The sequence below is a fragment of the Rufibacter roseus genome (assembly GCF_001647285.1).
GTDB classification, from domain to species: domain Bacteria; phylum Bacteroidota; class Bacteroidia; order Cytophagales; family Hymenobacteraceae; genus Nibribacter; species Nibribacter roseus.
The window spans coordinates 1-22,181 of record NZ_LRML01000026.1 but is presented as its reverse complement, the minus strand read 5'-3'; the positions used below and the strand labels follow the sequence as shown (position 1 = coordinate 22,181).

Genomic DNA, 22,181 nt, shown 5'->3' with positions numbered 1-22,181 from the left:
GTTTTCGGCTTGTTTTTGAAAAAGCGAGCTGAAAACGGGAGTAGGTGTATTTATGAGGAATGGTTTAGCGTTTCAGGTGAAGCGACTGCAGTACAAATGAAAATAAGCTAAATGAGCATAGCAAAAAAACTGGTAGGGCAAACGGCTGCTTACGGGCTTAGTAGTATTGTGGGGCGGGCGCTCAATTACCTACTGGTGCCGCTGTACACGGGTGTTTTTGCCCCGGAAGAGTATGCAGTGGTCACAAAACTATATGCGTTTGTAGCGGTCATCAACATTCTGTACACCTACGGCATGGAAACGGCTTTCTTCCGGTTTTCCAACAAGCCCGGTGCTGACAAACTTGCCCTTTACCGCAAGGTGCAGTCAATGGTGCTCACCTCTAGCCTTTTATTAACTGGGGCTATGGTGCTTTTTGCCAACCCTATTGCTGCTGCCTTAGACTATCCTGGGTATGAAAAATACATCATCTGGCTGGCTGTGACCATGGGTGTAGATGCGATTGTGGCTATTCCGTTTGCCCGCCTTCGGTTGGAGAACAAGGCCACCCGCTTTGCTGTCATCAGGCTAACCAACATTTTTCTGGTCATAGGCGGTAATCTGTTCTTTCTGGTGCTCTGCCGCGACATTTATTTAGGGAAGTATTTACAGGGGCTTAGGCCCTTGGTGGAGAGCATTTACAGCCCTGAGTTAGGGGTTGGCTATATTTTCATCATCAACATGGTGGCTAATTTGCTGTTCATTCCTATGCTATGGCCACAGTTCAGAGATTTTAGGTACAAAATAAACCTGCCTGAGATGTGGCCGATGCTGGTGTATGCATTCCCTATTCTGGTGATGGGCTTGGCTGGTGCTACAAATGAAATGCTGTCACGCCTGATGCTGGAGGACTGGCTGCCGGAGAATTTTTACCCTAGCATCAGTAATGAGGCGGCCTTGGGTATTTTCGGGGCAAACTATAAGCTGGCCATCATGATGAGCCTGATCATACAGGCTTTTAGATACGCTGCCGAACCGTTCTTTTTTTCGCAGGCGCAGGAGAAGAACTCACCAGCCACATTTGCATTGGTCATGCGGTGGTTTGTGATTATTTGTGCGCTGGTGTACTTGGGAATCAGTGCCAACTTAGACATCTTTCAGTACTTCCTAGGAAGTGAAAGTTACCGGACCGGTATGGAAGTAGTGCCGGTGCTGCTGCTGGCCTATCTGTTCAACGGCGTTTACTATAATCTTACCGTCTGGTTTAAACTCACCGACCGCACACAGTATGGCACCTATATCACCATCTTCGGGGCCGTGGTGACCATAGTGGCTAATTACTTGCTCATTCCTGTAATGGGTTACATGGGCAGTGCTATTGCTGCCTTCCTTTGCTATTTCTCAATGGCGGTGGCGTGTTATGCCATTGGTCAGAAATATTTCCCGGTGCCTTACCCCGTGAAAGCCATCTTTGGTTACCTGCTGTTGGCCACAGGTCTGCTCTGGTTATCAAATGCGTGGGAGGTAGAAAATTTCTGGCTTCGTAACGCCTATCATCTTTCTTTATGCGTAGTGTTTGTAGGGGTAGTGTGGCTCGTAGAGCGGCCTGGCCTAAGGCAGTTACGCAGATAATTATTATATTAGCTGTCCTATGAACAACACATTGACCGTAAAAGTCATCAATTTAGGCAAGCACGAACTGCCCGCCTATCAAACAGAACACTCCGCCGGACTAGACCTCCGCGCTAACTTGGAGACGCCTGTCACTTTAAAGCCGCTGCAGCGGGCGTTAATTCCTACAGGTTTGTGTATTGAATTGCCCGAGGGCTACGAAGCACAGATTAGACCCCGCAGTGGCTTGGCCTTCAAGCACGGTATTTCTATTGTCAACAGTCCCGGAACTATTGACGCAGACTATAGAGGTGAATTAAAAGTTTTGCTCGTAAACCTCTCAGACACAGATTTTATAGTGGAAGATGGTGAACGCATTGCGCAAATGGTCGTAGCTAAATATGAGCGGGTGCAATGGCAACCAGCCGAAGAGCTTTCCGAAACTGAACGAGGTGCCGGTGGATACGGAAGCACGGGCAAGCATTAAATATTTTTCTGTTTTTGGATTGTTTTCTGAAAAATAGGCTAAAAATAGAGCTTTTACTATATCTAAAGTAAGGCAAATCCGTACTAGGGAGGCCTTAGTAATAACTTATACTACTATAAAACTATGAGAATAATCGTACCAATGGCCGGCATGGGCAAACGCATGCGCCCCCATACCTTAACCGTTCCTAAGCCTTTAATTCCAATTGCGGGCAAGCCTATTGTGCAGCGTCTGGTAGAAGACATTGCCAAAGTTTGCCAGGAGCCTATTGAAGAAGTAGCCTTTATCATTGGCCGCTTCGGGAAAGAGGTGGAGGCGCGCCTGCTCAAAATTGCTGAGTCTGTTGGTGCCACTGGTTCTATTCATTACCAAGACGAGCCGCTAGGAACAGCCCACGCCATTCTATGCGCCAAAGACGCCTTGAAGGGCAACGTGGTGGTGGCCTTCGCAGATACGCTCTTCAAAGCCGATTTTAAATTAGATACTTCTGCCGAAGGTACTATCTGGGTACAGAAAGTAGAAGACCCACGTCCGTTTGGCGTGGTAAAACTGAACGATGCTGGGCATATTACCGAATTTGTGGAGAAGCCGCAAGAGTTTGTGTCTGACCTAGCCATTATTGGTATCTACTACTTCAAAGACGGCGAGTACCTACGTGATGAACTGCAGTACCTGCTGGACAATGATATCAAAGACAAAGGCGAATATCAGATAACCAACGCCTTGGAGAACATGAAGAGCAAAGGTTCTGTGTTTATTCCAGGCCAAATCTCTGAGTGGCTGGATTGCGGTAACAAAGACTCTACCGTGTTCACAAACCAGCGCTACCTGGAGTACATTAAAGACGAGAAAGATTTGGTGTCGCCTACTGCTAAAGTGACCAACTCCGTTATTATTCCGCCGGTTTATTTGGGAGAAAACGTGGTGCTGAACAATTCAGTAGTAGGTCCGCACGTTTCCATTGGAAACAACACACAGGTAGACGGTTCGGTGCTGAGCAACAGCATTGTACAGGAGAGCACTAAAATCAAAGACGCACTCATCTCGAACTCCATGGTAGGAAACCATGTTGTATACGAAGGCAAGCCTGAAGATTTGAGCTTGGGTGACTACAACAACCTGCGCGTGTAGACAGGAATTTTACTTTTATGCTTAAAAAAGGACTCACGATTGTGGCCGCCGTGTGCGGATTGGTAGTGGCGGGAGAAAGCAGCTACGCCCAAACTGAGCGCAAAAAAGAGAAGGCAGGGGCAGCAGAAAATGCTGCTCCTGCGCCTGCTCTTACCTCTCAGGAAAAGCAGCTGTGTGAGTCATACTTTTTAGAAGGCATGAAATTCTTTGTGCTGGAAGAATACGGGAAAGCACTTGACCGTTTCCAGCGTGCATATGCCATTGACCAGGAGAACGCTGCCGTCAACTATAAAATTGCTGAATCGCAACTGTTGATGGGTAGCCCCCGGGCAGCTCTTCCTTTTGCCAAAGCAGCTTTAGAGCTGGAGCCCAAGAACCCCTATTACCATTTGCTGGTGGCTCAAATCTATACTGGGCAACAGCAGTTTGATGAGGCTATAAAAGTGTATGCCCGCCTCACTAAAGAATTGCCAAACACTGAGCAGTACCTCTTCAATCTTACTGATCTTTACCTCTCCAGAAACAAGCTGGATGATGCGCTGCGGACCCTAGGGCAGATTGAGCAGAAGTATGGCATGATGGAAGAAATTTCCTTCAAAAAGCAGCAGATTTACCTAAAGCAGAACAACCTTGAAAAGGCTCTGAAGGAAGGGGAAAATCTGATTGAGGCTAATCCAGAGGAAGTTCGCTATTTGCTGGCACAGGCCGAAATGCTGGCGGCAAATAAACGCGTGGCTGATGCCATAAAAATGGCTGAAAGGGCCATGCGGCTCTCCCCAGAAAATGCGTATGGTCATTTGATGTTGGCCGATCTGTTTCAGCAGCAAGGCAAAACTGCTGAGGCCGATAAGCAATTGGAGTTAGCCTTTGGTAATCCTTCCTTGGATATTGATTCAAAGGTAAAAATTCTGGTAGATTACATCCGCCGTTTGCCAGATGCCAAAGTGGCCGCCCAAGCAATAAAATTAGCAGAGTTGACTACTGCGGCACACCCTACTGAAGCCAAAGCTTTTGCCGTGGCCGGTGATATTTACGTGAACTCAGACCGCAAGCTGAATGCCCGCGACAATTATTTAAAAGCCGTACAGCTTGACCCGGGGCATTACAAAATCTGGCAGCAGATTGTGTTGCTGGACGGTGAAATGAATCAGACCGACTCGTTGATTGTGCATTCTGAGCGGGCTTTAGAATTTTTCCCGAACCAGCCAATGTTTTGGTTTTATAACGGCACTGCTAACCTCATCAATAAAAACTACCCCAAAGCAGTCAGATCTTTAGAGTATGGCCGCCGCTTGTCTGGAAACAACCAGGAGTTGCAGCTTCAGTTCAATTTGCAGCTTGGTGATGCTTACAATTCTTTGGAGCAATATGAGCTCTCTGACCAGGCATATGAAGCTGTGTTGGCTCTTGATCCGGGTAACCCGCATGCGCTAAATAACTATAGCTATTTTCTTTCTTTGCGCGGTCATAACCTGCCTAAGGCAAAGGCAATGGCCGGGATTCTGGTGGCGCAGTTTCCAGATAACCCAACTTACCTTGACACTTACGCTTGGGTGCTGTACAAGCTGAAAGATTATAATGAGGCAAAACGCTTACTTGAAAAAGCCGTAAGCCTGTCTTCTGATGCCACTATTATTGAGCATTATGGAGATGTGCTGTATCAGTTAGGTTCCCGCGAAGCCGCTCTCAAACAATGGGTGCGGGCAAATCAAGTGGGTGGTGCCTCTGATGCTATCAGTAAAAAGATAAAAGATAAACGGCTTTATGAATAGCAACTATTTATATGCGGTGGGGCTAAGCCTGCTGATGCTTGTGGGATGTTCAAAAAAGACAACTCCGAGTGTTTCTGCCTCTGTTGAGCCCGAAGTGATCAACAAAGTAAAAGTTGTTAACACTGACTATGCTTACTTCTCTGCCAAGGGAAAAGTACAGAGTGAAAACAGCGGCCTGAGTGCCAACATCACCTTGCGGATGAAAAAAGGGGAGGTAATATGGGCGTCGGTGCAAAAGTTTGGAGCTGAGGTAGCGCGCCTTAAGCTGACACCAGATTCTGTCTATATAGTTAATCGCCTACAAAACGAAGCTTTGGTGGGTTCTTATGAGCTCTTGAGCAGAAGATATAATGTAGACGTAGATTTTAATACTCTGCAAGAGGTATTGATAGGCAACTTTGTGCCGGTGGGCAAGCAGGAATTAATAAATGAAAACGGACCTGTGCAGCATGTGCGGCAGGTGAGAGGCCGCCTGCAAATTGACCAGATAGTGGATACCACCCGCTATAAATTAAAGCGGGTTGAAGTGCGTAATCTGGCGAACAAAGACCTGATGACGGTAGATTATCAGGAATTTGAGGTATTAGAAGGTAAACCGTTTGCCAAATCTTTGTTGCTGACCATACAGCAACCAGAGGGAAACAGGGACAAATCAAACATTGTGGTAGTGAAACATAATCAGGTTTCTACCTCAGATACTTCCCTTGATTTTCCTTTTTCAGTACCTTCGAACTATGAACGTAAATAGGTCGGGGTTTTTTCTTCTTTTTCTTTCTCTTTTCTTTTTTAGCTCCTTCTGCGCCAGTGGTCAGAAGAGGAATTCCCGTACCGCTCAAAATACTCAGGTTAAAAGCAAAGCCCAATTAGAAAGGGAGAAACGCGCTAACCTACAACGGATTCAAGAGGCTAACCGAATTCTGGAACAGACCGCCCAGAAGAAAGAGGCTTCTTTGGGGCAACTAAACGTGATCAAAGAAAAGATCACCGTGCAAACTGGGGTGATCCGCAATATCTCCTCTGAGATTAATTACCTAAACAAAGATTTAAGAACTACCGAGGAAAAGGTAAACGAATCGCAGGCTGAGCTGGACCGGCTGAAGAAAGAGTATGCCCGCATGATATATCAGGCTTCTAAAACCGCCAACAGCTACAATAAGTTGATGTTTCTGTTTGCCTCTGAGTCTTTCAATCAATTTGTTAGGCGCATGCGTTACCTTCGGCATTATACTGAGGCCCGTAAGCAGCAGGTTGCGGCAATTGAAGAAGCGCAGAGAAGTTTAAACCAGCAGCTGTCAATGCTTACTTCACAGAAGCAGCAAAAAAGAAGCTTATTGAATGTGCAGTTGAAAGAGAATAAAAACCTCTTGAGCATGCGCGACCAACAAGATAAGGTAATACAGCAGTTAAGTCTGCAAGAACAGTCTTTAAAGCAAGAGGTAGACCGTAGGCAGAAAGCGGTACGTGAACTTGACAGATTAATTGCTGAGATCGTTCGTGAAGAAATAGCCCGTGCCGCCCGTGCCGCCGAAAGAGCTGCAGCCGCCAAAGCTGCTAGAGAAGGCAAAGCAGCTCCGGCAAAGAATACAGGCACGGCTAATAAAGTAACACTTACTCCAGAAGCGGCCATTGTCTCTTCTAATTTTGCCGGCAACAAAGGCCGCCTGTTATGGCCGGTTGAACGTGGATTTATCTCTCAACGGTTTGGCAGGCACAATCACCCGGTTTTAAAGGGTGTGGTTGTGGAAAACCGTGGGGTAGATATTCAGACTGGGGCTAATGAGAATGTACGCGCTATTTTTGGAGGAAAAGTGCTGGCGGTGCAGACTATACCGGGTATGAACAACATTGTCATGATCCAACATGGTGAGTACTTCACCGTGTATGCAAAACTACGGACGGTGAATGTAACAGAAGGCCAGGAAGTGAATATGAAAGACACCATTGGTACGGTATACACGGACCCTGAGGGAACAACCGAATTACAGTTCCAAATCTGGAAAAACCAATCTAACCTCAACCCTGAAGGTTGGCTCCTTAGAAAATAAATATCTGTTTTGGGGCTGTTTTTCATAAAACAGCAAAACAGATAAATCTGAGGTTAAGAAGAGAATTCTATTATTGCTATTTACCGCCTATAAATCAAAAACACCGCCGGTTGCTTGTGCAGGTCGGGTACTTTGCCTTTCCAGTCTGCTACGCGAAAGGTCTTGATGAACTCATTGGGTCCAGTGATATTGGCGGCTATGCAGAGCTTGGTGTCTTTGCTTAGGTTTTGCAGCAGATCATCTAACATCTGCCGGTTACGGTAAGGCGTTTCCATGAAGATCTGAGTCTGGTCTTTCTGTACCATTTCCTTCTCCAGTTGCCGTAGTGCCTGAATACGGTCACGTTTTTCTATGGGCAGGTAACCATGAAACGCGAAAGACTGGCCGTTGAAGCCCGATGCCATCAAACTCATTAAAATAGCCGACGGACCTACCAACGGTACCACTTTCACGCCATTTTGGTGCGCCAGCCGTGCCAGCTCCGCTCCAGGGTCAGCAACGCCCGGACAGCCTGCCTCAGAAATCACGCCCGCGTCCTGCCCGTTCAACAGTGGCTTTAGTGCTGCGCTTAGCTCGGTGTCTGTAGAATTTTTGTCAATGACGGTAATCTGCAGTTCTTCAATGGTCTGCGATGGTGCAATGGACTTGATGTACCGACGGGCGGTGCGGGCATTCTCCACCAGAAAATATTTCAACTGAGCCGTCACTTCAGCCACTTGAGGACTTATAACTGCGCCCGCCGTGTCCTCAGCCAGAACAGTAGGAATCATAAAAAGCGTGCCTTTGGCCGGAGTGGTCATATGCTTATATTTTCAAGACAAAGATTTACGCCTGTAAAAATTCCATGCTAATGCGGTAAAACTCCTCTGGTTTTTCAGCGTGAAGCCAGTGGCCTGTACCCTCTATAGTGTGAAGTTTAGCATTAGGAAACAACGATTGAATCTGATCCATGTCTTTCTCAGGCTTTATATAGCGTGAGTTACCACCTCTAATGAAAAGGGTTGGCTTAGTGAAAGGCTGATCAGATTCTATGTTTCCCAAAACGTTGTCTAGATTTTTTTCGATAGCGTCTAAATTCAGACGCCAGCCAAAGCTGTTGTCATCTTTGCGGTACAGGTTCTTGAGCAGGAAAAGGCGAGTTCCCAGATCGGGCACCCGCTGGGCTAGTTGCTCATCGGCCTGCTGGCGGTTTTCAAGTGTGGCCAGATCAATAGAGCGGAAACCCTCAATGATTTCGTCGTGGTGCGGCGGGTAAGCTTTGGGAGCTATGTCGGCAACAATCAGTTTCTCCAGCAGTTCAGGGTGCTGCAGCGCCAGGTTCATGGCTACTTTTCCGCCCATGGAGTGACCCAGCACCACGGGGTTCTGTATTTGATGCTGCTTTATAAACGCCGCCACGTCATCAGACATAAGCTGGTAGCTTAAATCATCTGAATGGGGCGAACGGCCGTGGTTGCGGAGGTCAATCAGGTAAACCTGATGTGTTTCTGCGTACTGTCGGCCTAGGGTTTGCCAGTTATCTAAGGTGCCGAAAAGGCCGTGCATAATCAGGAGCGGTTGTCCTGTTTTACCCATCTGGCGAAAGTTTAATTCCATAGCGAAAGAAAGTGGTGGTGCAAAAATAGAGCTTGTTTGTAACCTGTTTTACAGAAAACAGATCCATTTCGTTTTAATACGGTAAGGCACGTGCGGCCATAGCGCCTTCAATGTCTCCAGGTCAATCAATAAAGAAGTAACGGTGAGGGTGCGCCCATCACGCAGAAAAATAGTGAGATAGCCGTAGTGCCGCCAGAAACTACCTGAGCTGGAGCTTTTGGTTTCTACTATTTCCTGAATGCTGCCCGGTTTGAGAAGGTACTGTTGCCCTGGGCGTAACAGCAGCGCAGTTCGGTGGTCCTTTTCCAGTTCCATGGCACTCTCACGCTCATGACGCCAATACTGCAGGTGCACCAGCAGCGTAGGCAGTGAAAAGAGCAGTAGAATGCTACCCAACCCCATGGCTATAGATTGCTCTAGGTTGGTATCCGTGTGGTGGCGGAGCAGCATCCCGAACATGATAAGAGCCAGCCAGAAACTAATGAGAGACCAGAACACCAGACTAAACTGCCGCATGGGCGTGAGGTAATACACTTTGCCTTGCCGTCTGAAAATGCGGAGCAGGAAGCGCACGAGATAGTGTGCCACCACCACAAAGGCCGCTATTTTGAATAGCATGCCTAGCATAGACAAGCAGTTTGGGTTAACGTTTTAGAGCTGTTTTTCAGAAAACAAGGCAAAAACGGGAATAGCACCATCATTAAGCGTTCAGCTGCCGCAGGTACAGCTGAATGGTATTCTCCAGGCCAAGGTACAGCGCGTCGCAAATGAGGGCATGGCCTATGGAAACTTCGGCAAGATTTGGTAGCTTTTCTTTCAGGTACTTCAGGTTATCAAGATCCAGGTCATGCCCGGCATTTAAACCAAGGTTAACCTGTTGCGCCACGCGGGCTGCGCGGGCGTATGGTGCCACGGCTTTCTCACGGTCAGAGAGATAGTGGTGGGCGTAAGCCTCGGTGTATAGTTCTATGCGGTCGGTACCGGTGAGAGCGGCGCCTTCTACCTGAGCTTCAATAGGATCTACAAAAATGGACGTTCGGATGTCTTGTTCTTTGAACTGAGCAATGACGTCTATCAGAAAATCTTTGTGCTTGAGGGTGTCCCAGCCGGCGTTGGAGGTAATGGCGTCGGGGGCATCGGGCACCAGCGTTACCTGTTCCGGTTTCACATCAAGTACTAATTTAATGAAGTCGGGGGTAGGGTTTCCTTCAATGTTAAATTCGGTAGTCACAACGGGCTTTAAGTCGTACACGTCTTGATAGCGGATGTGACGCTCGTCGGGGCGGGGGTGCACGGTAATGCCTTGGGCTCCGAAACGCTCACAGTCCAAGGCTGCTTGTACCACATTTGGGCGGTTGCCGCCACGCGCATTCCGTAGCGTGGCTATTTTATTTATATTTACGCTCAGTTTGGTCATGTTACTGAAATTTTTGGTTCACCGGTTGGTGTGCTGCAAAGATAAAACAAACTTGACGCCCCGTATCTAAATGATTTCTCAACCTGGGCTCTGACAAGGGCCTTTAAGCTGTACGTAGAATGACTCTGAAAGAAAAAGTAGAAGCCGGTATCAAGCAAGCCATGCTGGCCAAAGATAAAACCCGTCTGCAGGCGTTGCGTGGAATAAAGTCTCAGATTTTATTGGCCGAGACCGAAAAAGGAGCTTCAGAAGGACTTACTCCAGACGCGGAGCTAAAGCTGTTGACCAAAGCCGCGAAACAACGTCGTGAATCGGCGGAGGTGTACCGCTCCCAGTCTCGCCCTGATCTGGAGGAGATTGAGTTAGCCGAACTGGCCATTATTGAGGAGTTTCTACCGCAGCAGCTGGATGAGGGAACGCTTCGTGAGCGTTTGATGGAAATCATTCAGCGTGTGGGGGCTCTGGGACCTTCTGACATGGGTAAAGTAATGGGCGTGGCCTCACGTGAACTGGCCGGACAAGCCGATGGTAGAGCCATTTCCAGCGCTGTAAACGCACTCCTAAACAACCCTAACGCCTAAGCTACCACGTTTGAGCGCGTTTGACTTTTTTCTTTTGCTGCCAATTGGGTACGGTGCCATCAGGGGTTTTTTCAAAGGTTTTATTCTAGAGATTGCCTCACTGCTAGCCTTTATCATTATTGCTGTTTTCGGTTTGAAATTAGTGGGGCTGGTAACACCTACGGTGAACGAATGGGTAGGGGAGGATGCGTGGTATCTTTCTTTTTTGCCTTACCTGCTGGTGTTTTTGGGTGTGGGCTTTGCCGTGAGAGCCTTAGGTCTTATGCTGAAGAAAGCTGTTCACCTCACGCCGTTGGGGCTGTTGGATAATTTGGGGGGAGCGTTGTTCGGAGCCGCAAAATGGGCATTTGCCATTGCGCTGCTGGTATACTTCGCGCACATTTCGGGTTTAGACACGTCTATGCAAACGGTGCGGGAATCTGAGGTGTACCCGTTTTTTGTGGAGGCTGCGCCTGGTGCATGGGCCTTTGTGCAATGGATCATTCCTTTCGGCCGCGAAGCCTTGGAATCTTTTGATTCTATGTAGCTCACTTCTTGCGTTTTGGGGCTGATATTAGAAAAACAGTCCCAAAACGCTTATCTTTTTCTCTCTTCTGCACGTTTTTTCTTTTGTGCTGCTGCTGCTAGACAACTTCGACTCATTTACCTATAACCTGTATGACTACTTCCGGCAACTGGGAGTGGCCGTGGAGGTAAGGCGGAATAATGTGCCTATAGAAGAACTGGAGGCCATGCCTTTAAGCGGTATTGTGCTTTCTCCGGGGCCGGGTACACCTGAAAAGGCTGGTGTTATGCCTGCTGTTATAGAGCGGTACCATCAAAAGTTGCCTATTTTGGGTATTTGCCTAGGGCATCAGGCGCTGGGGCAGTTCTTTGGGGGGCAGGTAGCCAAGGCGCTAAAGCCCATGCACGGCAAAATATCAGAAATTACTTGTTCGCCTGACCCAATTTTTAACGGATTACCGTTAAATATGCAGGTGGTTCGGTATCATTCGTTAATTTTAAAAGAATGCCCCACCAGTTTGATTCCGTTGGCGCAAACAGCAGAAGGCGAGCTTATGGCTTTCCGGCACGCACAGTGGCCGCTGTATGCGTTACAGTTCCATCCGGAGGCAGCCTTAACGGAGTATGGGTTGGCAATGCTCAATAATTGGGTGAATATTGCTAATATTACATCCCCATAAATTTTTACAGACTAAGTATTACAAGCGATTATCTCACATGGACCTGGAAATAAAGAAGGAAGGCGGGTTTCAGTATATAGACGAAGGCAAGGGCGAAGTGCTGGTGTTGTTGCACGGGTTGTTCGGCGCGTTGAGCAATTGGCAGGGCGTGGTATCGTATTTCCAGAAGAATTACCGGGTGGTCATTCCGCTGATGCCCTTGTATGAAATGCCGCTGACCAAGGCCAGCGTTCCTGGGCTAGTGGAGTTTGTAGAGGATTTTGTAGCCTTTAAGAAATTGTCTGAATTAACCTTGTTGGGGAATTCACTGGGCGGGCATGTGGCGCTAGAGTTTACTCTTAAAAACCAGGAGCAGGTAAAGCGTCTGGTGCTGACGGGTAGCTCCGGCTTGTTTGAAGATTCCATGGGTGGCTCGTTCCCTAAAAGGGGTAACTATAGTTTTGTGAAAGAGCGGGTGGAGTATACCTTCTATGACCCTAAGGTGGCAACTAAGGAGTTGGTAGACGAGGTGTTTGATATCACTAACAGTAATTTCAAAGTTCTCCGGATTATCTCTATTGCCAAATCTGCGCAGCGAAACAACTTAGGAAAAGACTTAGGTAAAATAGAAGTGCCTACCCTTTTAATTTGGGGGCTTAATGATACTATAACGCCACCTTTGGTGGCCCATGAGTTTAACAGGTTAATCCAGAATTCTGAGTTACATTTCATTGATAAGTGCTGCCATGCACCTATGATGGAACATCCGGAGGCATTTAACAGTATCTTAGAAGGATTCCTGCTTAAGACCGCAACTGTATGATTGCTGAAGAATTGATAAACCAAATGGTACCCCCTCTCAAACTCTCCGACTCTGGCGAGAAAGCCGTGCGTTGGATGGAAGAGTTCCGGTTGAACCAGCTGCCGGTGGTGAAGAACCGCAAGTTTTTGGGGCTGGTGACTGAGGAGAACGTGTTGGAGGCAAAAGATAAAGAATTGCTCCTCTCCAAAATTCCATTTGATTTTGAGCATGTGCATGTGCAGAATAACCAGCATTTTTACAACGTGATGGAAATGGCAATCAAAAACAAGGTACAGGTGGTGCCAGTGTTAGATGAGCTGCAAGAATACTTGGGTGTCATAACCGTGAATGATACTATTGCTGCTTTTGGGCAAATGTCGGCTATGCAGGGTCAGGGCGGTATTTTGGTGCTATGCATGGCCGAGCGCGACTATTCTTTGAGCGAAATAAGCCGTTTGGTAGAGTCTAACAACGCTAAAATACTGAGTGCCTACGTGTCTCCTGATGAGGCTGATATTTTCAAGATAAAGCTGACGCTTAAAATTAATACCATAGACCTCACCCGTATTGTTGCTACATTAGAACGGTTCGGCTATAAAATCACGGCCCAATTTCAAGATGGTGCTGAAACTCAAGACGACCAAGACCGTCTTGACATGTTGCTACGGTATCTAAATGTGTAGCCGCAAATTTTAGGCTGCTTTGTTGAAGGCACAGCATAAGGCTCCAGAATTAAATTTCATTCCTGTTTTAGACCTGTTTTCTGAAAAATAGCTTTAAAAGGGGAAGCCTTAAAGACTGCACCCTCCGTACGGCTCATTTCGGGCTTACTTATCACCAACACCTGCTTCTGTTATGAAAATAGCTATCGTCGGAAAACCCATCAAAGAGGAAGTGGTGCCTTTTGTGCATCGACTTTTTGAAATTTTGCTGGGGCAGGGCATACAAGTTTCCGTTTCCGATGAGTTTGCTCAGGCGTTGGCTCCTTTACTTCCCTTGCCACCTACTGTAGAGCTCTTCAACCGGGAAACCAACTTAAGCGATGTCACTTATATGCTCAGCTTGGGCGGTGACGGAACTCTTTTAGATACGGTTACCTACGTGGGGCCTTATCAAATTCCGATTATGGGCATCAACATGGGGCGCCTTGGTTTCTTGGCTTCTGTGCCCTACGCTCAACTGGTCATGGCCATTGACTCTTTGCTGAAAGGACATTATACCATTGAAGAGCGCTCTCTCATTCATTTAGATAGTGACCAAGACGTATTTGGCGGTAAAAACTTTGGGTTAAATGAATTTTCAATCCTGAAACGAGATACTTCCTCTATGATTGCCGTACATACATACATAGATGGGGAATTCCTGAATTCTTATTGGGCAGATGGCTTGATAGTGGCAACACCAACTGGGTCTACTGGCTACTCGCTTAGTTGCGGTGGGCCAGTAATGATGCCGCAGACAAACATATTTGTGATATCTCCCGTATGCCCTCATAACCTAAACGTACGACCATTGGTCGTGTCAGATACTAGTGTCATCTCTTTTGAGATTGAGGGGAGAAGCACGAAATATTTGGTTTCTTTAGACTCTAGGTCAAGACCAGTGGATGCAACTATTCAGCTGGCGGTTAGGCGTGAGAACTTCAATGCGCGGTTAGTGAAGTTGAATCAAGTGAATTTCTTGACAACCCTCAGAACCAAAATGCATTGGGGTTTAGACCAAAGAAATGGATGATGGATGGTTTTATATTATAATTGTCTATATATCTGCATTATATTTTAAAAAAAGTTATAATTTTGCCCGTGGCAGTGCAAGTGCGTGTTGCAGTGTAGATTTTATTTTGAAACAGTTGATGGCATGAAAAACATTTTCTTTACTTCTTTACTTTTGGTGGTTCTTTTAACCGCTGTCTTACCAGATGCTGAAGGTCAACGCTTTAACCGTAGGCGCTTGTACAATAGCGTAGGGGTAAGCTTAAATGCTATGAACTATTTTGGAGATGTGACTCCAGAGGCAGATTTCACAAGTTTGCGGTTGCAGTCAACCCGTCCGAGTGTTTCTGTTCATTTTACCAGGAAACTTACTCCTCGCTTCTTTGCAAGAGGAACTTTCACTTGGGGGCGTATCACCGGGGATGACAGCAAAAGTGCCTCTCCGAATGAAGCTGAAAATGAGCCGCGGTACAAGCGTAATCTTAGCTTCAGAAATGACATCAAAGAATTAAGCCTGATTGGTATAGTCGATTTGTTTGAAAACCGCAGGACTTATTTGCGTCGTCCGGACTTCACGCCATACGCTTTTGCCGGTATAGCCGTTATGCATCATAATCCTAAAGCTTATTATGACGGTGGTGCTATCGCTTCTGGTTGGTATGAACTGCAGCCATTAGGAACCGAAGGGCAATATGCTGAGAACAGAGAGGGTTACCCTGATCCATACAGCAGAGTGCAGTTTGTTATTCCGTTTGGTTTAGGGGTGAAATATAGAATTGACAGACGCTGGGATATAGGATTTGAAGTCACCTGGCGTAAAACCTTCACAGATTATCTTGATGATGTAAGTACCAATTATGCTAACAAAGGGGATTTAAGAAGTGAAGAGGCTAAGGTGCTTTCTGACAGAAGTGCAGAGACTGGGCAATATGAAGTTGTAACAGGGCCAAATGGATTTCCTCACGTGCCAGGTTACGGACTGAAAGGTGATCAGAGAGGAGATGCAACAGATAAAGATTGGTACATTACTACTGGGGTAACTTTAAGTTACATCCTGCGTCCTGTCAGAAGAGGACCTAAGTTCCGTTAATCCGGAAGTAAATTTGAATTAGATTACATGATCCTTAGAAATTTAAGCACACTCCTTATTTGCGCCTTGGTACAAATAGGGAGTGTTTTTTTTGCCTCTACTGCTCTAGGTCAAAGCCAGACAAGGGAGAGGAGCACCAGTGAATTAGGTATTGGTATAGGCGGCATTGTCTATAAAGGAGAAGTAGCCCCACGCTATAGATTCTTAAGCAACAGGCCAGCGCTTACTGTATTTTACAAAAAGGATTTATCAAGGGCTTTGGTGTTAAGGACTAGCCTATTGCTTGGTCGGGTAAAGGCAGAAGATGCTTTCTATGAAGGTGAATTGCCGTTGGCAGACTATAGAAGGGCAACGGTTAACACCAGTGTTTTGGAGCTAGCTGCCGGAATAGATTATAACTTTCTGGATTACTACGATTTCAGAAGGAGAATTAGATGGACCCCTTATTTTACATTAGGTGTTGCTGGGCTCGCATACAATAACAAAACTACCGCAGTAAACCCAAAAATTATCTACAATCAAGATAATAATGAACCTTACAGAACAGCCTTTGCTATAGCTGTTCCAATTGGGGTTGGCTTTAAGTATGCTTTAACGCATAATTTAAACTTAGGGGCTGAGTTTGGCGCAAGAGTTTTGTTTACAGATACATTTGATAACCTGTCTACGCAAAATGAACAGGTAATGAACCCCTCTCACAATGACTGGTACTTCTATAATGGTATCAGCCTATCTTACACTTTCTATAGAATTAACTGCCCTCAGTTTTAGTTAATATCCTCTCTTCAAAGTCCTAAGAGGCAGAGAATACGTGTAATGTGCTAACCTTTTCCTAAATTGCATTGAAATTTCTTTTTAATGAGTCTGAAGGAAAAGATAGATCTAAACAATTTGCCGAGACACATTGCCGTTATCATGGACGGGAACGGACGGTGGGCAAAGAAAAAGGGGAACCTACGCATATTTGGGCATCAGAATGCCATTACTGCCGTGCGAGACACAGTAGAAGCGGCAGCTGAACTTGGAGTAGGATATCTCACACTCTACGCTTTTTCAACTGAAAACTGGTCTAGGCCGAAATATGAGGTAGATGCTCTGATGCAACTGCTGGTGAGCACTATTCGAAAAGAGACGGAGACTTTAAATAAAAATAATATCCGGTTACAGGCCATAGGCAATTTAGCCTCTTTGCCTGATGCCTGCAGAATGCAGCTACAGGAGGCAATTGAGCTGACAAGTACTAATACCAGAATGACTCTGGTATTGGCTTTGAGTTACAGCGGGCGTTGGGAATTAGTGAATGCGGCTCAAAAAATGGCAGAGGCTGTGAAAACTGGAGAATTAAGCCCTAGTGCCATTGATGAGAAAACTATTGAGCAATTTTTAAATACCTCGGGCATGCCTGACCCTGAGTTGTTAATCAGAACCAGCGGAGAGCAGCGGATAAGTAATTTTTTGCTCTGGCAGCTCGCTTATACAGAACTGTACATTACAGAACTGTTGTGGCCTGATTTCCGGAAAGAACATCTATATGAAGCCATACTTGCTTTTCAGCAGCGGGAACGCCGCTTCGGGAAAACGAGTGAACAATTACAAAAAGCACATTCTTAATGAGTAAGTACCTTTGGCTGTTATGCCTTTTAGTATTGTCTGCTGCTTCTGCAACGGCGCAAATCAGACTTGGAGTTGGCAACGGCGATACGACTACCCCAATTGATTACGAAAATCCGCGCAAATACGAAATTGGTGGAATCACGGTAAGTGGCGCCAAGTTTCTTGATCCTACTACGCTTATTTCCCTGACAGGGTTGAAGGTAGGAGATGAAATTGAGATTCCAGGAGATGCCGTTGGTAGAGCTATTCAAAAGCTTTGGGACCAAGGGATTTTAGGGGGAATAGATGTGCGTGCCTCTAAAATTGAGGGGAATAAAATTTACTTAGACTTCTTCCTAACCGAAAGACCACGTCTTTCGCGGTTTGATTTCGACGGTATTTCAAAGTCACAGGCAGAAGACTTGCGCAAGAAAATTTCGTTGAACAAAGGCCGGGTGGTGACTGATGATTTATTGAGCTCTACCCGTACTATTGTACAGCGTTTCTTTCAAGAGAAAGGCTTTTTAAATACTCAGGTGGTCATTCGCCAAACCCCAGATTCTGTTATTGCCAACAGCGTTGCCTTAGATATTAAAGTAGATAAAGGCGAAAAAGTAAAAATTGGGGAGATTGACTTTGAAGGCAATGAAGCTTTTAGTGATAGAAAGCTGAAAAGACAGCTAAAAGAGACAAAGGAGAAGAAATTCTATAAAGTATTTACTAGCTCTAAATTCCGTAAAGCAGAGTTTGAAGAAGACAAAAAGCTGTTGATTGACTTCTATAACAAAGAAGGATATCGTGATGCTGCTGTTATTTCTGATTCAATTTACAAGATCAGCGATGATAGAATAGGAATCAAACTAACAATAGACGAAGGTAATAAATACTACTACCGCTCTATTACCTGGAAAGGGAACTACTTGTATGAAGATGACTTCCTTTCGAGAATTCTAGGTCTTCAGAAAGGTGATGTGTATAATAAAGAAGAGCTAGAAAAGCGCCTGAACTACAACCCTAGCGGTAATGACATCACCTCGCTTTACATGGATGATGGTTACTTGTTCTTCCAGATTGAACCTGTGGAGGTAGCTGTAGAGGGAGATTCCATCGATTTAGAAATGCAAATCAGCGAAGGCTCTCAGGCCAAGATCAAGTCTATTAACGTGCAAGGGAACACGAAAACAAGTGACCACGTGGTGTTACGGGAACTTAGAACCTTGCCAGGACAGAACTTTAGCCGTGCAGCTCTTATTCGTTCTCAGAGAGAATTGGCCAGCCTAGGGTACTTTGACCCTGAGAAAATAGGAATGAACCCAATCCCGAATCCTGAAGATGGTACAGTAGACATTCAATATACCGTTGAAGAAAGGCCAAATGACCAAATTACCCTTTCCGGCGGATGGGGTGGTGGCCTAGGGGCTGTTGGTACTGTAGGTTTGGTGTTGAACAACTTTTCATTGCGGAAAGCGACTAGCCTGAATGAATGGCGGCCAGTTCCGTCTGGAGATGGGCAACGTTTGGCTTTGAACATTCAGGCGAACGGTAAAAGGTATCAATCTTACTCGCTTTCTTTTACTGAACCATGGTTAGGCGGTCGCAGACCTAATTCATTTACAGTGAGTTTGAGCAAGTCCATCCAACGGTTCAACCAAGCCGATGAGTTCGGGCAGATTGTGAATTCTCACATTGACATAACAGGTGCTTCTGTAAACTTAGGCAGAAGGCTGCGTTGGCCAGATGATTATTTTACGTTGAGTAATTCTATTTCGTACTTCCGCTACAACATGAGCAATGGGTCTTCTATCTTTCAAGGATATGAAGCGGCAAGAAATATTACGGATGCTAATAATATTTCCTTTATTACCTCTTTTGCCCGTAACAGTATTGATAACCCAACCTATACAAGGTCTGGATCATCGGTAGGTTTAAACGTAACCTTTACACCACCTTACTCGCTGTTTAAAGACGGTTCTAATTCTTTCCAGTGGATTGAATTCCATAAGTGGATGTTAGATGCTTCATGGTTCCATTCAATAATGGGAGACCTAGTGTTGAACACCAGAGCTCACTTTGGTTTTATTGGGTCTTACTCTAAAGATGGAGTTATTGGTCCGTTTGAAAGATTTAAACTTGGTGGAGCTGGTTTAGGAGGTCAAAGATTCATTGTAGCCACAGACTATATAGGTCTGAGAGGATATGAAGATGAAAGTATTACTCCTAATGCCGCTGGTGGTATTGCCTTCAATAAATATGTGGCAGAACTGCGTTACCCCGTATCTTTGAACCCTGCTGCCACCGTTTTTGTCTTAGGTTTTGCAGAGGCTGGTAATAACTTCGGAAGCTACCGTGAGTATGATCCCTTTAAACTGTACCGTTCTGTTGGTTTAGGCGCTAGGGTATTTATGGCGGCATTTGGTTTGCTTGGTTTTGACTATGGTTGGGGCTTAGACACCGTGCCTGGTAGACCAGGTGCAAATGGTGGTCAGTTCCACTTCATTATTGGCCAGCAGATTCGTTAATTGGTACGATAGTTGAAGGAGATAAAGAAATGAAAAAGTATGGCTATCTTGTAGTTGCAGTTCTTGTCTCTTTGTGGGCTACTAATGCCCAGGCTCAACGCTTTGGATATATTGATTCAGAGTTTATTTTACAGAAAATGCCAGATTATGCAACTGCCCAGGCAGAAGCAGAGAAATTGGCACAAGCTTGGCAGAAAGAGATAGAAAATATGCGGGCGGAACTGGAAAAGCTCCAAAAGAGTTATCAGGCCGAGGAAATACTGCTGACGCCAGATATGAAAACGAAGCGTCAAGATGAAATAAACCGCAAAGACGCCGAACTTCGAGAGTTTCAGCGGAAAATGTTTGGCTTTGAAGGTGCTTTGTTTAAAAGGCGCCAAGAGCTAATAAGACCTGTGCAAGATCAGTTATTTGAGGCAGTAGAAAAGGTAGTTAGAAAAAGAGGCCTTAATTTTATGTTTGATAAGTCTGGTGATGTAGTAATGTTGTACACTGACCCAAGACATGATTACACTGAATTTGTGCTGGAAGAACTAGGATTAACCACTACTGAACAAAATGCAGCCGGACCTAGGCCACCGGGAGCGTTAAAAGATGATCCCGCAGATGTGCCGCCATTACCGGCAAGCGTACCTCCAGGGGGTACACAACCTGTTAAAAAGAAAAACAATTAAACAACTAAGTTTCCTTACAATGAACAAATTGAAATCTCTGTTGGTAGCCGCTTTCGTTTTAGTGAGTGTGGCTTCATTCGCCCAGACTACACCCGCTTTAAAGATTGGTTATACCAATGCAAATTACATCATTAGCCAATTGCCAGAAAGCCGTCAGATTGAATCTGATTTGAAAGCACACAGCGGGCAATTGGAAAAAGAGCTTCAGAACAAGTACAAAGAGTACCAAGCCAAGGTGGAAGCCTATAAAAAAGGCGCCGGTGCTATGTCTGACGTAATCAGAGCAGACAAAGAAAAAGAATTGACTACCCTACAAGCTTCTATTGAAGAGTTTCAGCGTAATGCTGATGCCTCTTTGCAGAAAAAAGAGCAGGCAGCTCTTCAGCCTGTAATGAACAAAATTCAGGCTGCAATTGACAAAGTTGCCAAAGACAACGGCTTTACTCATATTTTCACTGCTGAGGCTCTGTTATATGGACCAGAAGATGGAAATAACTTCACTGACCTTGTGCTGAAAGAGCTTGGAGTTACTCCAACACCAAAAGATGCTGCTGCATCACCAGCTGCTTCAAATGCTGCACCAGCTACTCCTAAGCCTGCTGCAACTACTACCCCAGCAAAGAAGAAAAAATAAGCTTCAACTTATTTAATTTACAAGAGCCGGAGACTAATAAGTCCCGGCTCTTTATTTTTGTGCTATTTTTCAAAAAACAAGCCTAAAACACTATGCTTCCTCATAATGACTTAGCCGATGATTTTGATGAGAATGCAGATTCTGAGGAATTATATGAGCACCACCGGATTGTAACAGACAAAGGACAAGCTCTTATTCGGCTTGATAAATTTCTGATGGACCGATTGCCTAATGTTACCCGCAATAAACTGCAGGAGGCAATAAAAGCGGAATCTATCAAGGTGAATGGCACTTCTATCAAGTCAAGCTATAAAGTAAAGCCATTTGATGTTATTACAGTCACCCTGGCTGAACCACCAAGGGAAACGGATGTATTGCCTGAGGACATTCCGCTGAACATTGTCTATGAAGATGAAGACGTGCTTTTGGTGAATAAACCGGCAGGTATGGTGGTACATCCAGCTTATAATAACTGGACCGGTACCTTAGTAAATGCGTTGGTGTTTCACCTGCAAAATTTGCCCACTCACCGCAATGGCGAGATCAGGCCTGGTTTGGTACATAGAATAGATAAAGACACCTCAGGTTTGTTGGTTATTGCCAAAACAGAGTTAGCCATGGCTCATTTAGCTAGACAGTTCTTTGACCACTCCATTGAGCGTACTTATTATGCACTGGTATGGGGTATTCCGGCAGAACCCAAAGGAACTGTGACTGGTCATATTGGGCGGAGTATAAAAGACAGAAAAGTAATGGCTGTATACCCAGACGGAAGTTTTGGTAAACCAGCTGTAACTCATTATGAAGTACTGGAGACCTTCTCTTATTGCAGTCTTTTAAAGTGTAATTTAGAGACAGGCCGTACGCATCAAATTAGAGCCCATATGAAGCATATAGGGCACCCGCTGTTCAATGATGCAACCTACGGAGGGGATAAGATAATGAAGGGTCAGCAGACGGGTAGCTATAAGGCATTTGTCCAGAACACTTTTGAGGTGTTGCCCCGCCAAGCATTACACGCTAAATCTTTAGGTTTCGTGCACCCAAGAACAAATGAGTTTATCTACTTCGAATCTGAGTTGCCGGAGGATTTTACTGCTGGACTAGAGCGTTGGCGTCAATATGGAAAGATTCTAGCTCAAAGGGCTGGAGATTAAGTTAACTACAACAGAAACTATTGCTGTTGGTATACCTGCTGAGCCTTTTGGGTGATTCCTTAAGGTACGTTTTTATTAAAGTCTAAATTTTGGTACTATATAAAACTATATGCCAGAAAAAAGAAGGAGCATCTATACGTACTGAATACTTTAGGCTTCATTTTTCAAACTCTGCTGTTTTATAATTTGAACCACCTATAAAAAGAGAGGCTGACGTA

23 protein-coding genes are annotated in these 22,181 nt (G+C 45.4%); 19 read left to right on the top strand and 4 right to left on the bottom strand.

What is annotated here, in order from left to right; all coding sequences use genetic code 11:
- The first annotated feature begins 111 nt into the window (after positions 1–111).
- The 6 genes from A8O23_RS20870 (at position 112) to A8O23_RS20845 (ending at position 7,025) form a co-directional block, all read left to right on the top strand.
- Positions 112–1,611 (top strand): lipopolysaccharide biosynthesis protein, encoded by a 1,500-nt coding sequence (locus A8O23_RS20870; RefSeq protein WP_066626005.1) that lies wholly within the window; start codon positions 112–114, stop codon positions 1,609–1,611.
- 19 nt (positions 1,612–1,630) lie between these two features.
- Positions 1,631–2,077 (top strand): dUTP diphosphatase, encoded by a 447-nt coding sequence (dut, locus tag A8O23_RS20865; protein WP_066626003.1) that lies wholly within the window; start codon positions 1,631–1,633, stop codon positions 2,075–2,077.
- A 123-nt stretch (positions 2,078–2,200) separates the two neighbouring features.
- Positions 2,201–3,208, top strand: a complete 1,008-nt coding sequence (locus A8O23_RS20860) for a sugar phosphate nucleotidyltransferase (RefSeq protein ID WP_066626001.1) — start codon at positions 2,201–2,203, stop codon at positions 3,206–3,208.
- A 17-nt stretch (positions 3,209–3,225) separates the two neighbouring features.
- On the top strand, positions 3,226–4,980 hold the full coding sequence (locus tag A8O23_RS20855; RefSeq protein WP_066625999.1) for a tetratricopeptide repeat protein: 1,755 nt from the start codon (positions 3,226–3,228) through the stop codon (positions 4,978–4,980).
- The gene (locus A8O23_RS20850; RefSeq protein WP_066625996.1) at positions 4,973–5,728 is read left to right on the top strand and encodes a DUF4292 domain-containing protein; all 756 of its coding nucleotides are present in this window, start codon (positions 4,973–4,975) and stop codon (positions 5,726–5,728) included. The genes A8O23_RS20855 and A8O23_RS20850 overlap by 8 nt, the downstream gene beginning before the upstream one ends.
- Entirely contained in the window at positions 5,715–7,025 is a 1,311-nt protein-coding gene (locus A8O23_RS20845; protein WP_082883203.1) for a murein hydrolase activator EnvC family protein, read from the top strand. Before A8O23_RS20850 ends, A8O23_RS20845 begins: the two co-directional genes overlap by 14 nt.
- A gap of 80 nt (positions 7,026–7,105) precedes the next feature.
- Here A8O23_RS20845 and A8O23_RS20840 read toward each other — a convergent pair whose 3' ends face one another.
- The 4 genes from A8O23_RS20840 to A8O23_RS20825 form a co-directional block, all read right to left on the bottom strand.
- Positions 7,106–7,825, bottom strand: a complete 720-nt coding sequence (locus tag A8O23_RS20840) for an SAM-dependent methyltransferase (protein ID WP_066625993.1) — start codon at positions 7,823–7,825, stop codon at positions 7,106–7,108.
- A gap of 25 nt (positions 7,826–7,850) precedes the next feature.
- A complete protein-coding gene (locus A8O23_RS20835; RefSeq protein WP_066625990.1) occupies positions 7,851–8,621 on the bottom strand; it encodes an alpha/beta fold hydrolase in 771 nt (256 codons plus the stop codon).
- Positions 8,622–8,669: 48 nt separating this feature from the next.
- The gene (locus A8O23_RS20830) at positions 8,670–9,239 is read right to left on the bottom strand and encodes a hypothetical protein (protein ID WP_153042311.1); all 570 of its coding nucleotides are present in this window, start codon (positions 9,237–9,239) and stop codon (positions 8,670–8,672) included.
- An 82-nt stretch (positions 9,240–9,321) separates the two neighbouring features.
- Entirely contained in the window at positions 9,322–10,038 is a 717-nt protein-coding gene (locus A8O23_RS20825; RefSeq protein WP_066625986.1) for a pyridoxine 5'-phosphate synthase, read from the bottom strand.
- A 119-nt stretch (positions 10,039–10,157) separates the two neighbouring features.
- Between A8O23_RS20825 and A8O23_RS20820 the strand changes: the two genes are divergently transcribed.
- From A8O23_RS20820 to A8O23_RS20760, 13 genes are all read left to right on the top strand, one after another.
- On the top strand, positions 10,158–10,619 hold the full coding sequence (locus A8O23_RS20820) for a GatB/YqeY domain-containing protein (protein ID WP_066625984.1): 462 nt from the start codon (positions 10,158–10,160) through the stop codon (positions 10,617–10,619).
- 10 nt (positions 10,620–10,629) lie between these two features.
- Positions 10,630–11,145 carry a CvpA family protein gene (locus A8O23_RS20815; protein ID WP_066625982.1) on the top strand — a complete coding sequence of 172 codons (516 nt, stop codon included), beginning with the start codon at positions 10,630–10,632 and terminating at the stop codon, positions 11,143–11,145.
- An 85-nt stretch (positions 11,146–11,230) separates the two neighbouring features.
- Positions 11,231–11,803: an anthranilate synthase component II gene (locus tag A8O23_RS20810; protein WP_066625981.1), complete on the top strand. Its 573-nt coding sequence runs from the start codon at positions 11,231–11,233 to the stop codon at positions 11,801–11,803.
- A 37-nt stretch (positions 11,804–11,840) separates the two neighbouring features.
- Entirely contained in the window at positions 11,841–12,605 is a 765-nt protein-coding gene (locus tag A8O23_RS20805; RefSeq protein WP_066625974.1) for an alpha/beta fold hydrolase, read from the top strand.
- A gap of 23 nt (positions 12,606–12,628) precedes the next feature.
- Positions 12,629–13,267: a CBS domain-containing protein gene (locus A8O23_RS20800; protein WP_239693470.1), complete on the top strand. Its 639-nt coding sequence runs from the start codon at positions 12,629–12,631 to the stop codon at positions 13,265–13,267.
- 172 nt (positions 13,268–13,439) lie between these two features.
- Positions 13,440–14,318 carry an NAD kinase gene (locus A8O23_RS20795; protein WP_066625969.1) on the top strand — a complete coding sequence of 293 codons (879 nt, stop codon included), beginning with the start codon at positions 13,440–13,442 and terminating at the stop codon, positions 14,316–14,318.
- Between the two features lie 123 nt (positions 14,319–14,441).
- Entirely contained in the window at positions 14,442–15,386 is a 945-nt protein-coding gene (locus tag A8O23_RS20790) for a DUF6089 family protein (RefSeq protein ID WP_066625967.1), read from the top strand.
- Positions 15,387–15,413: 27 nt separating this feature from the next.
- Positions 15,414–16,157, top strand: coding sequence for a type IX secretion system protein PorG (porG, locus tag A8O23_RS20785; protein ID WP_066625964.1), 744 nt, complete (start codon positions 15,414–15,416; stop codon positions 16,155–16,157).
- An 87-nt stretch (positions 16,158–16,244) separates the two neighbouring features.
- Positions 16,245–16,997, top strand: a complete 753-nt coding sequence (locus A8O23_RS20780) for an isoprenyl transferase (RefSeq protein ID WP_066625961.1) — start codon at positions 16,245–16,247, stop codon at positions 16,995–16,997.
- On the top strand, positions 16,997–19,498 hold the full coding sequence (gene bamA, locus A8O23_RS20775) for an outer membrane protein assembly factor BamA (RefSeq protein ID WP_066625958.1): 2,502 nt from the start codon (positions 16,997–16,999) through the stop codon (positions 19,496–19,498). Before A8O23_RS20780 ends, bamA begins: the two co-directional genes overlap by 1 nt.
- 29 nt (positions 19,499–19,527) lie before the next feature.
- Positions 19,528–20,172 carry an OmpH family outer membrane protein gene (locus A8O23_RS20770; protein WP_066625955.1) on the top strand — a complete coding sequence of 215 codons (645 nt, stop codon included), beginning with the start codon at positions 19,528–19,530 and terminating at the stop codon, positions 20,170–20,172.
- A gap of 19 nt (positions 20,173–20,191) precedes the next feature.
- Positions 20,192–20,806, top strand: coding sequence for an OmpH family outer membrane protein (locus tag A8O23_RS20765; RefSeq protein WP_161486778.1), 615 nt, complete (start codon positions 20,192–20,194; stop codon positions 20,804–20,806).
- Between the two features lie 92 nt (positions 20,807–20,898).
- Entirely contained in the window at positions 20,899–21,963 is a 1,065-nt protein-coding gene (locus A8O23_RS20760) for an RluA family pseudouridine synthase (RefSeq protein WP_066625952.1), read from the top strand.
- Positions 21,964–22,181: the final 218 nt, after the last annotated feature.

Bases quoted from the DNA above. Each gene is read 5' to 3' on its own strand.
- A8O23_RS20870 (WP_066626005.1), top strand. From the start codon at position 112: ATGAGCATAGCAAAAAAACTGGTAGGGCAAACGGCTGCTTACGGGCTT.
- dut (WP_066626003.1), top strand. From the start codon at position 1,631: ATGAACAACACATTGACCGTAAAAGTCATCAATTTAGGCAAGCACGAA.
- A8O23_RS20860 (WP_066626001.1), top strand. From the start codon at position 2,201: ATGAGAATAATCGTACCAATGGCCGGCATGGGCAAACGCATGCGCCCC.
- A8O23_RS20855 (WP_066625999.1), top strand. From the start codon at position 3,226: ATGCTTAAAAAAGGACTCACGATTGTGGCCGCCGTGTGCGGATTGGTA.
- A8O23_RS20850 (WP_066625996.1), top strand. From the start codon at position 4,973: ATGAATAGCAACTATTTATATGCGGTGGGGCTAAGCCTGCTGATGCTT.
- A8O23_RS20845 (WP_082883203.1), top strand. From the start codon at position 5,715: ATGAACGTAAATAGGTCGGGGTTTTTTCTTCTTTTTCTTTCTCTTTTC.
- A8O23_RS20840 (WP_066625993.1), bottom strand. From the start codon at position 7,825: ATGACCACTCCGGCCAAAGGCACGCTTTTTATGATTCCTACTGTTCTG.
- A8O23_RS20835 (WP_066625990.1), bottom strand. From the start codon at position 8,621: ATGGAATTAAACTTTCGCCAGATGGGTAAAACAGGACAACCGCTCCTG.
- A8O23_RS20830 (WP_153042311.1), bottom strand. From the start codon at position 9,239: ATGCTATTCAAAATAGCGGCCTTTGTGGTGGTGGCACACTATCTCGTG.
- A8O23_RS20825 (WP_066625986.1), bottom strand. From the start codon at position 10,038: ATGACCAAACTGAGCGTAAATATAAATAAAATAGCCACGCTACGGAAT.
- A8O23_RS20820 (WP_066625984.1), top strand. From the start codon at position 10,158: ATGACTCTGAAAGAAAAAGTAGAAGCCGGTATCAAGCAAGCCATGCTG.
- A8O23_RS20805 (WP_066625974.1), top strand. From the start codon at position 11,841: ATGGACCTGGAAATAAAGAAGGAAGGCGGGTTTCAGTATATAGACGAA.
- A8O23_RS20800 (WP_239693470.1), top strand. From the start codon at position 12,629: ATGGTACCCCCTCTCAAACTCTCCGACTCTGGCGAGAAAGCCGTGCGT.
- A8O23_RS20795 (WP_066625969.1), top strand. From the start codon at position 13,440: ATGAAAATAGCTATCGTCGGAAAACCCATCAAAGAGGAAGTGGTGCCT.
- A8O23_RS20790 (WP_066625967.1), top strand. From the start codon at position 14,442: ATGAAAAACATTTTCTTTACTTCTTTACTTTTGGTGGTTCTTTTAACC.
- porG (WP_066625964.1), top strand. From the start codon at position 15,414: ATGATCCTTAGAAATTTAAGCACACTCCTTATTTGCGCCTTGGTACAA.
- A8O23_RS20780 (WP_066625961.1), top strand. From the start codon at position 16,245: ATGAGTCTGAAGGAAAAGATAGATCTAAACAATTTGCCGAGACACATT.
- bamA (WP_066625958.1), top strand. From the start codon at position 16,997: ATGAGTAAGTACCTTTGGCTGTTATGCCTTTTAGTATTGTCTGCTGCT.
- A8O23_RS20770 (WP_066625955.1), top strand. From the start codon at position 19,528: ATGAAAAAGTATGGCTATCTTGTAGTTGCAGTTCTTGTCTCTTTGTGG.
- A8O23_RS20765 (WP_161486778.1), top strand. From the start codon at position 20,192: ATGAACAAATTGAAATCTCTGTTGGTAGCCGCTTTCGTTTTAGTGAGT.
- A8O23_RS20760 (WP_066625952.1), top strand. From the start codon at position 20,899: ATGCTTCCTCATAATGACTTAGCCGATGATTTTGATGAGAATGCAGAT.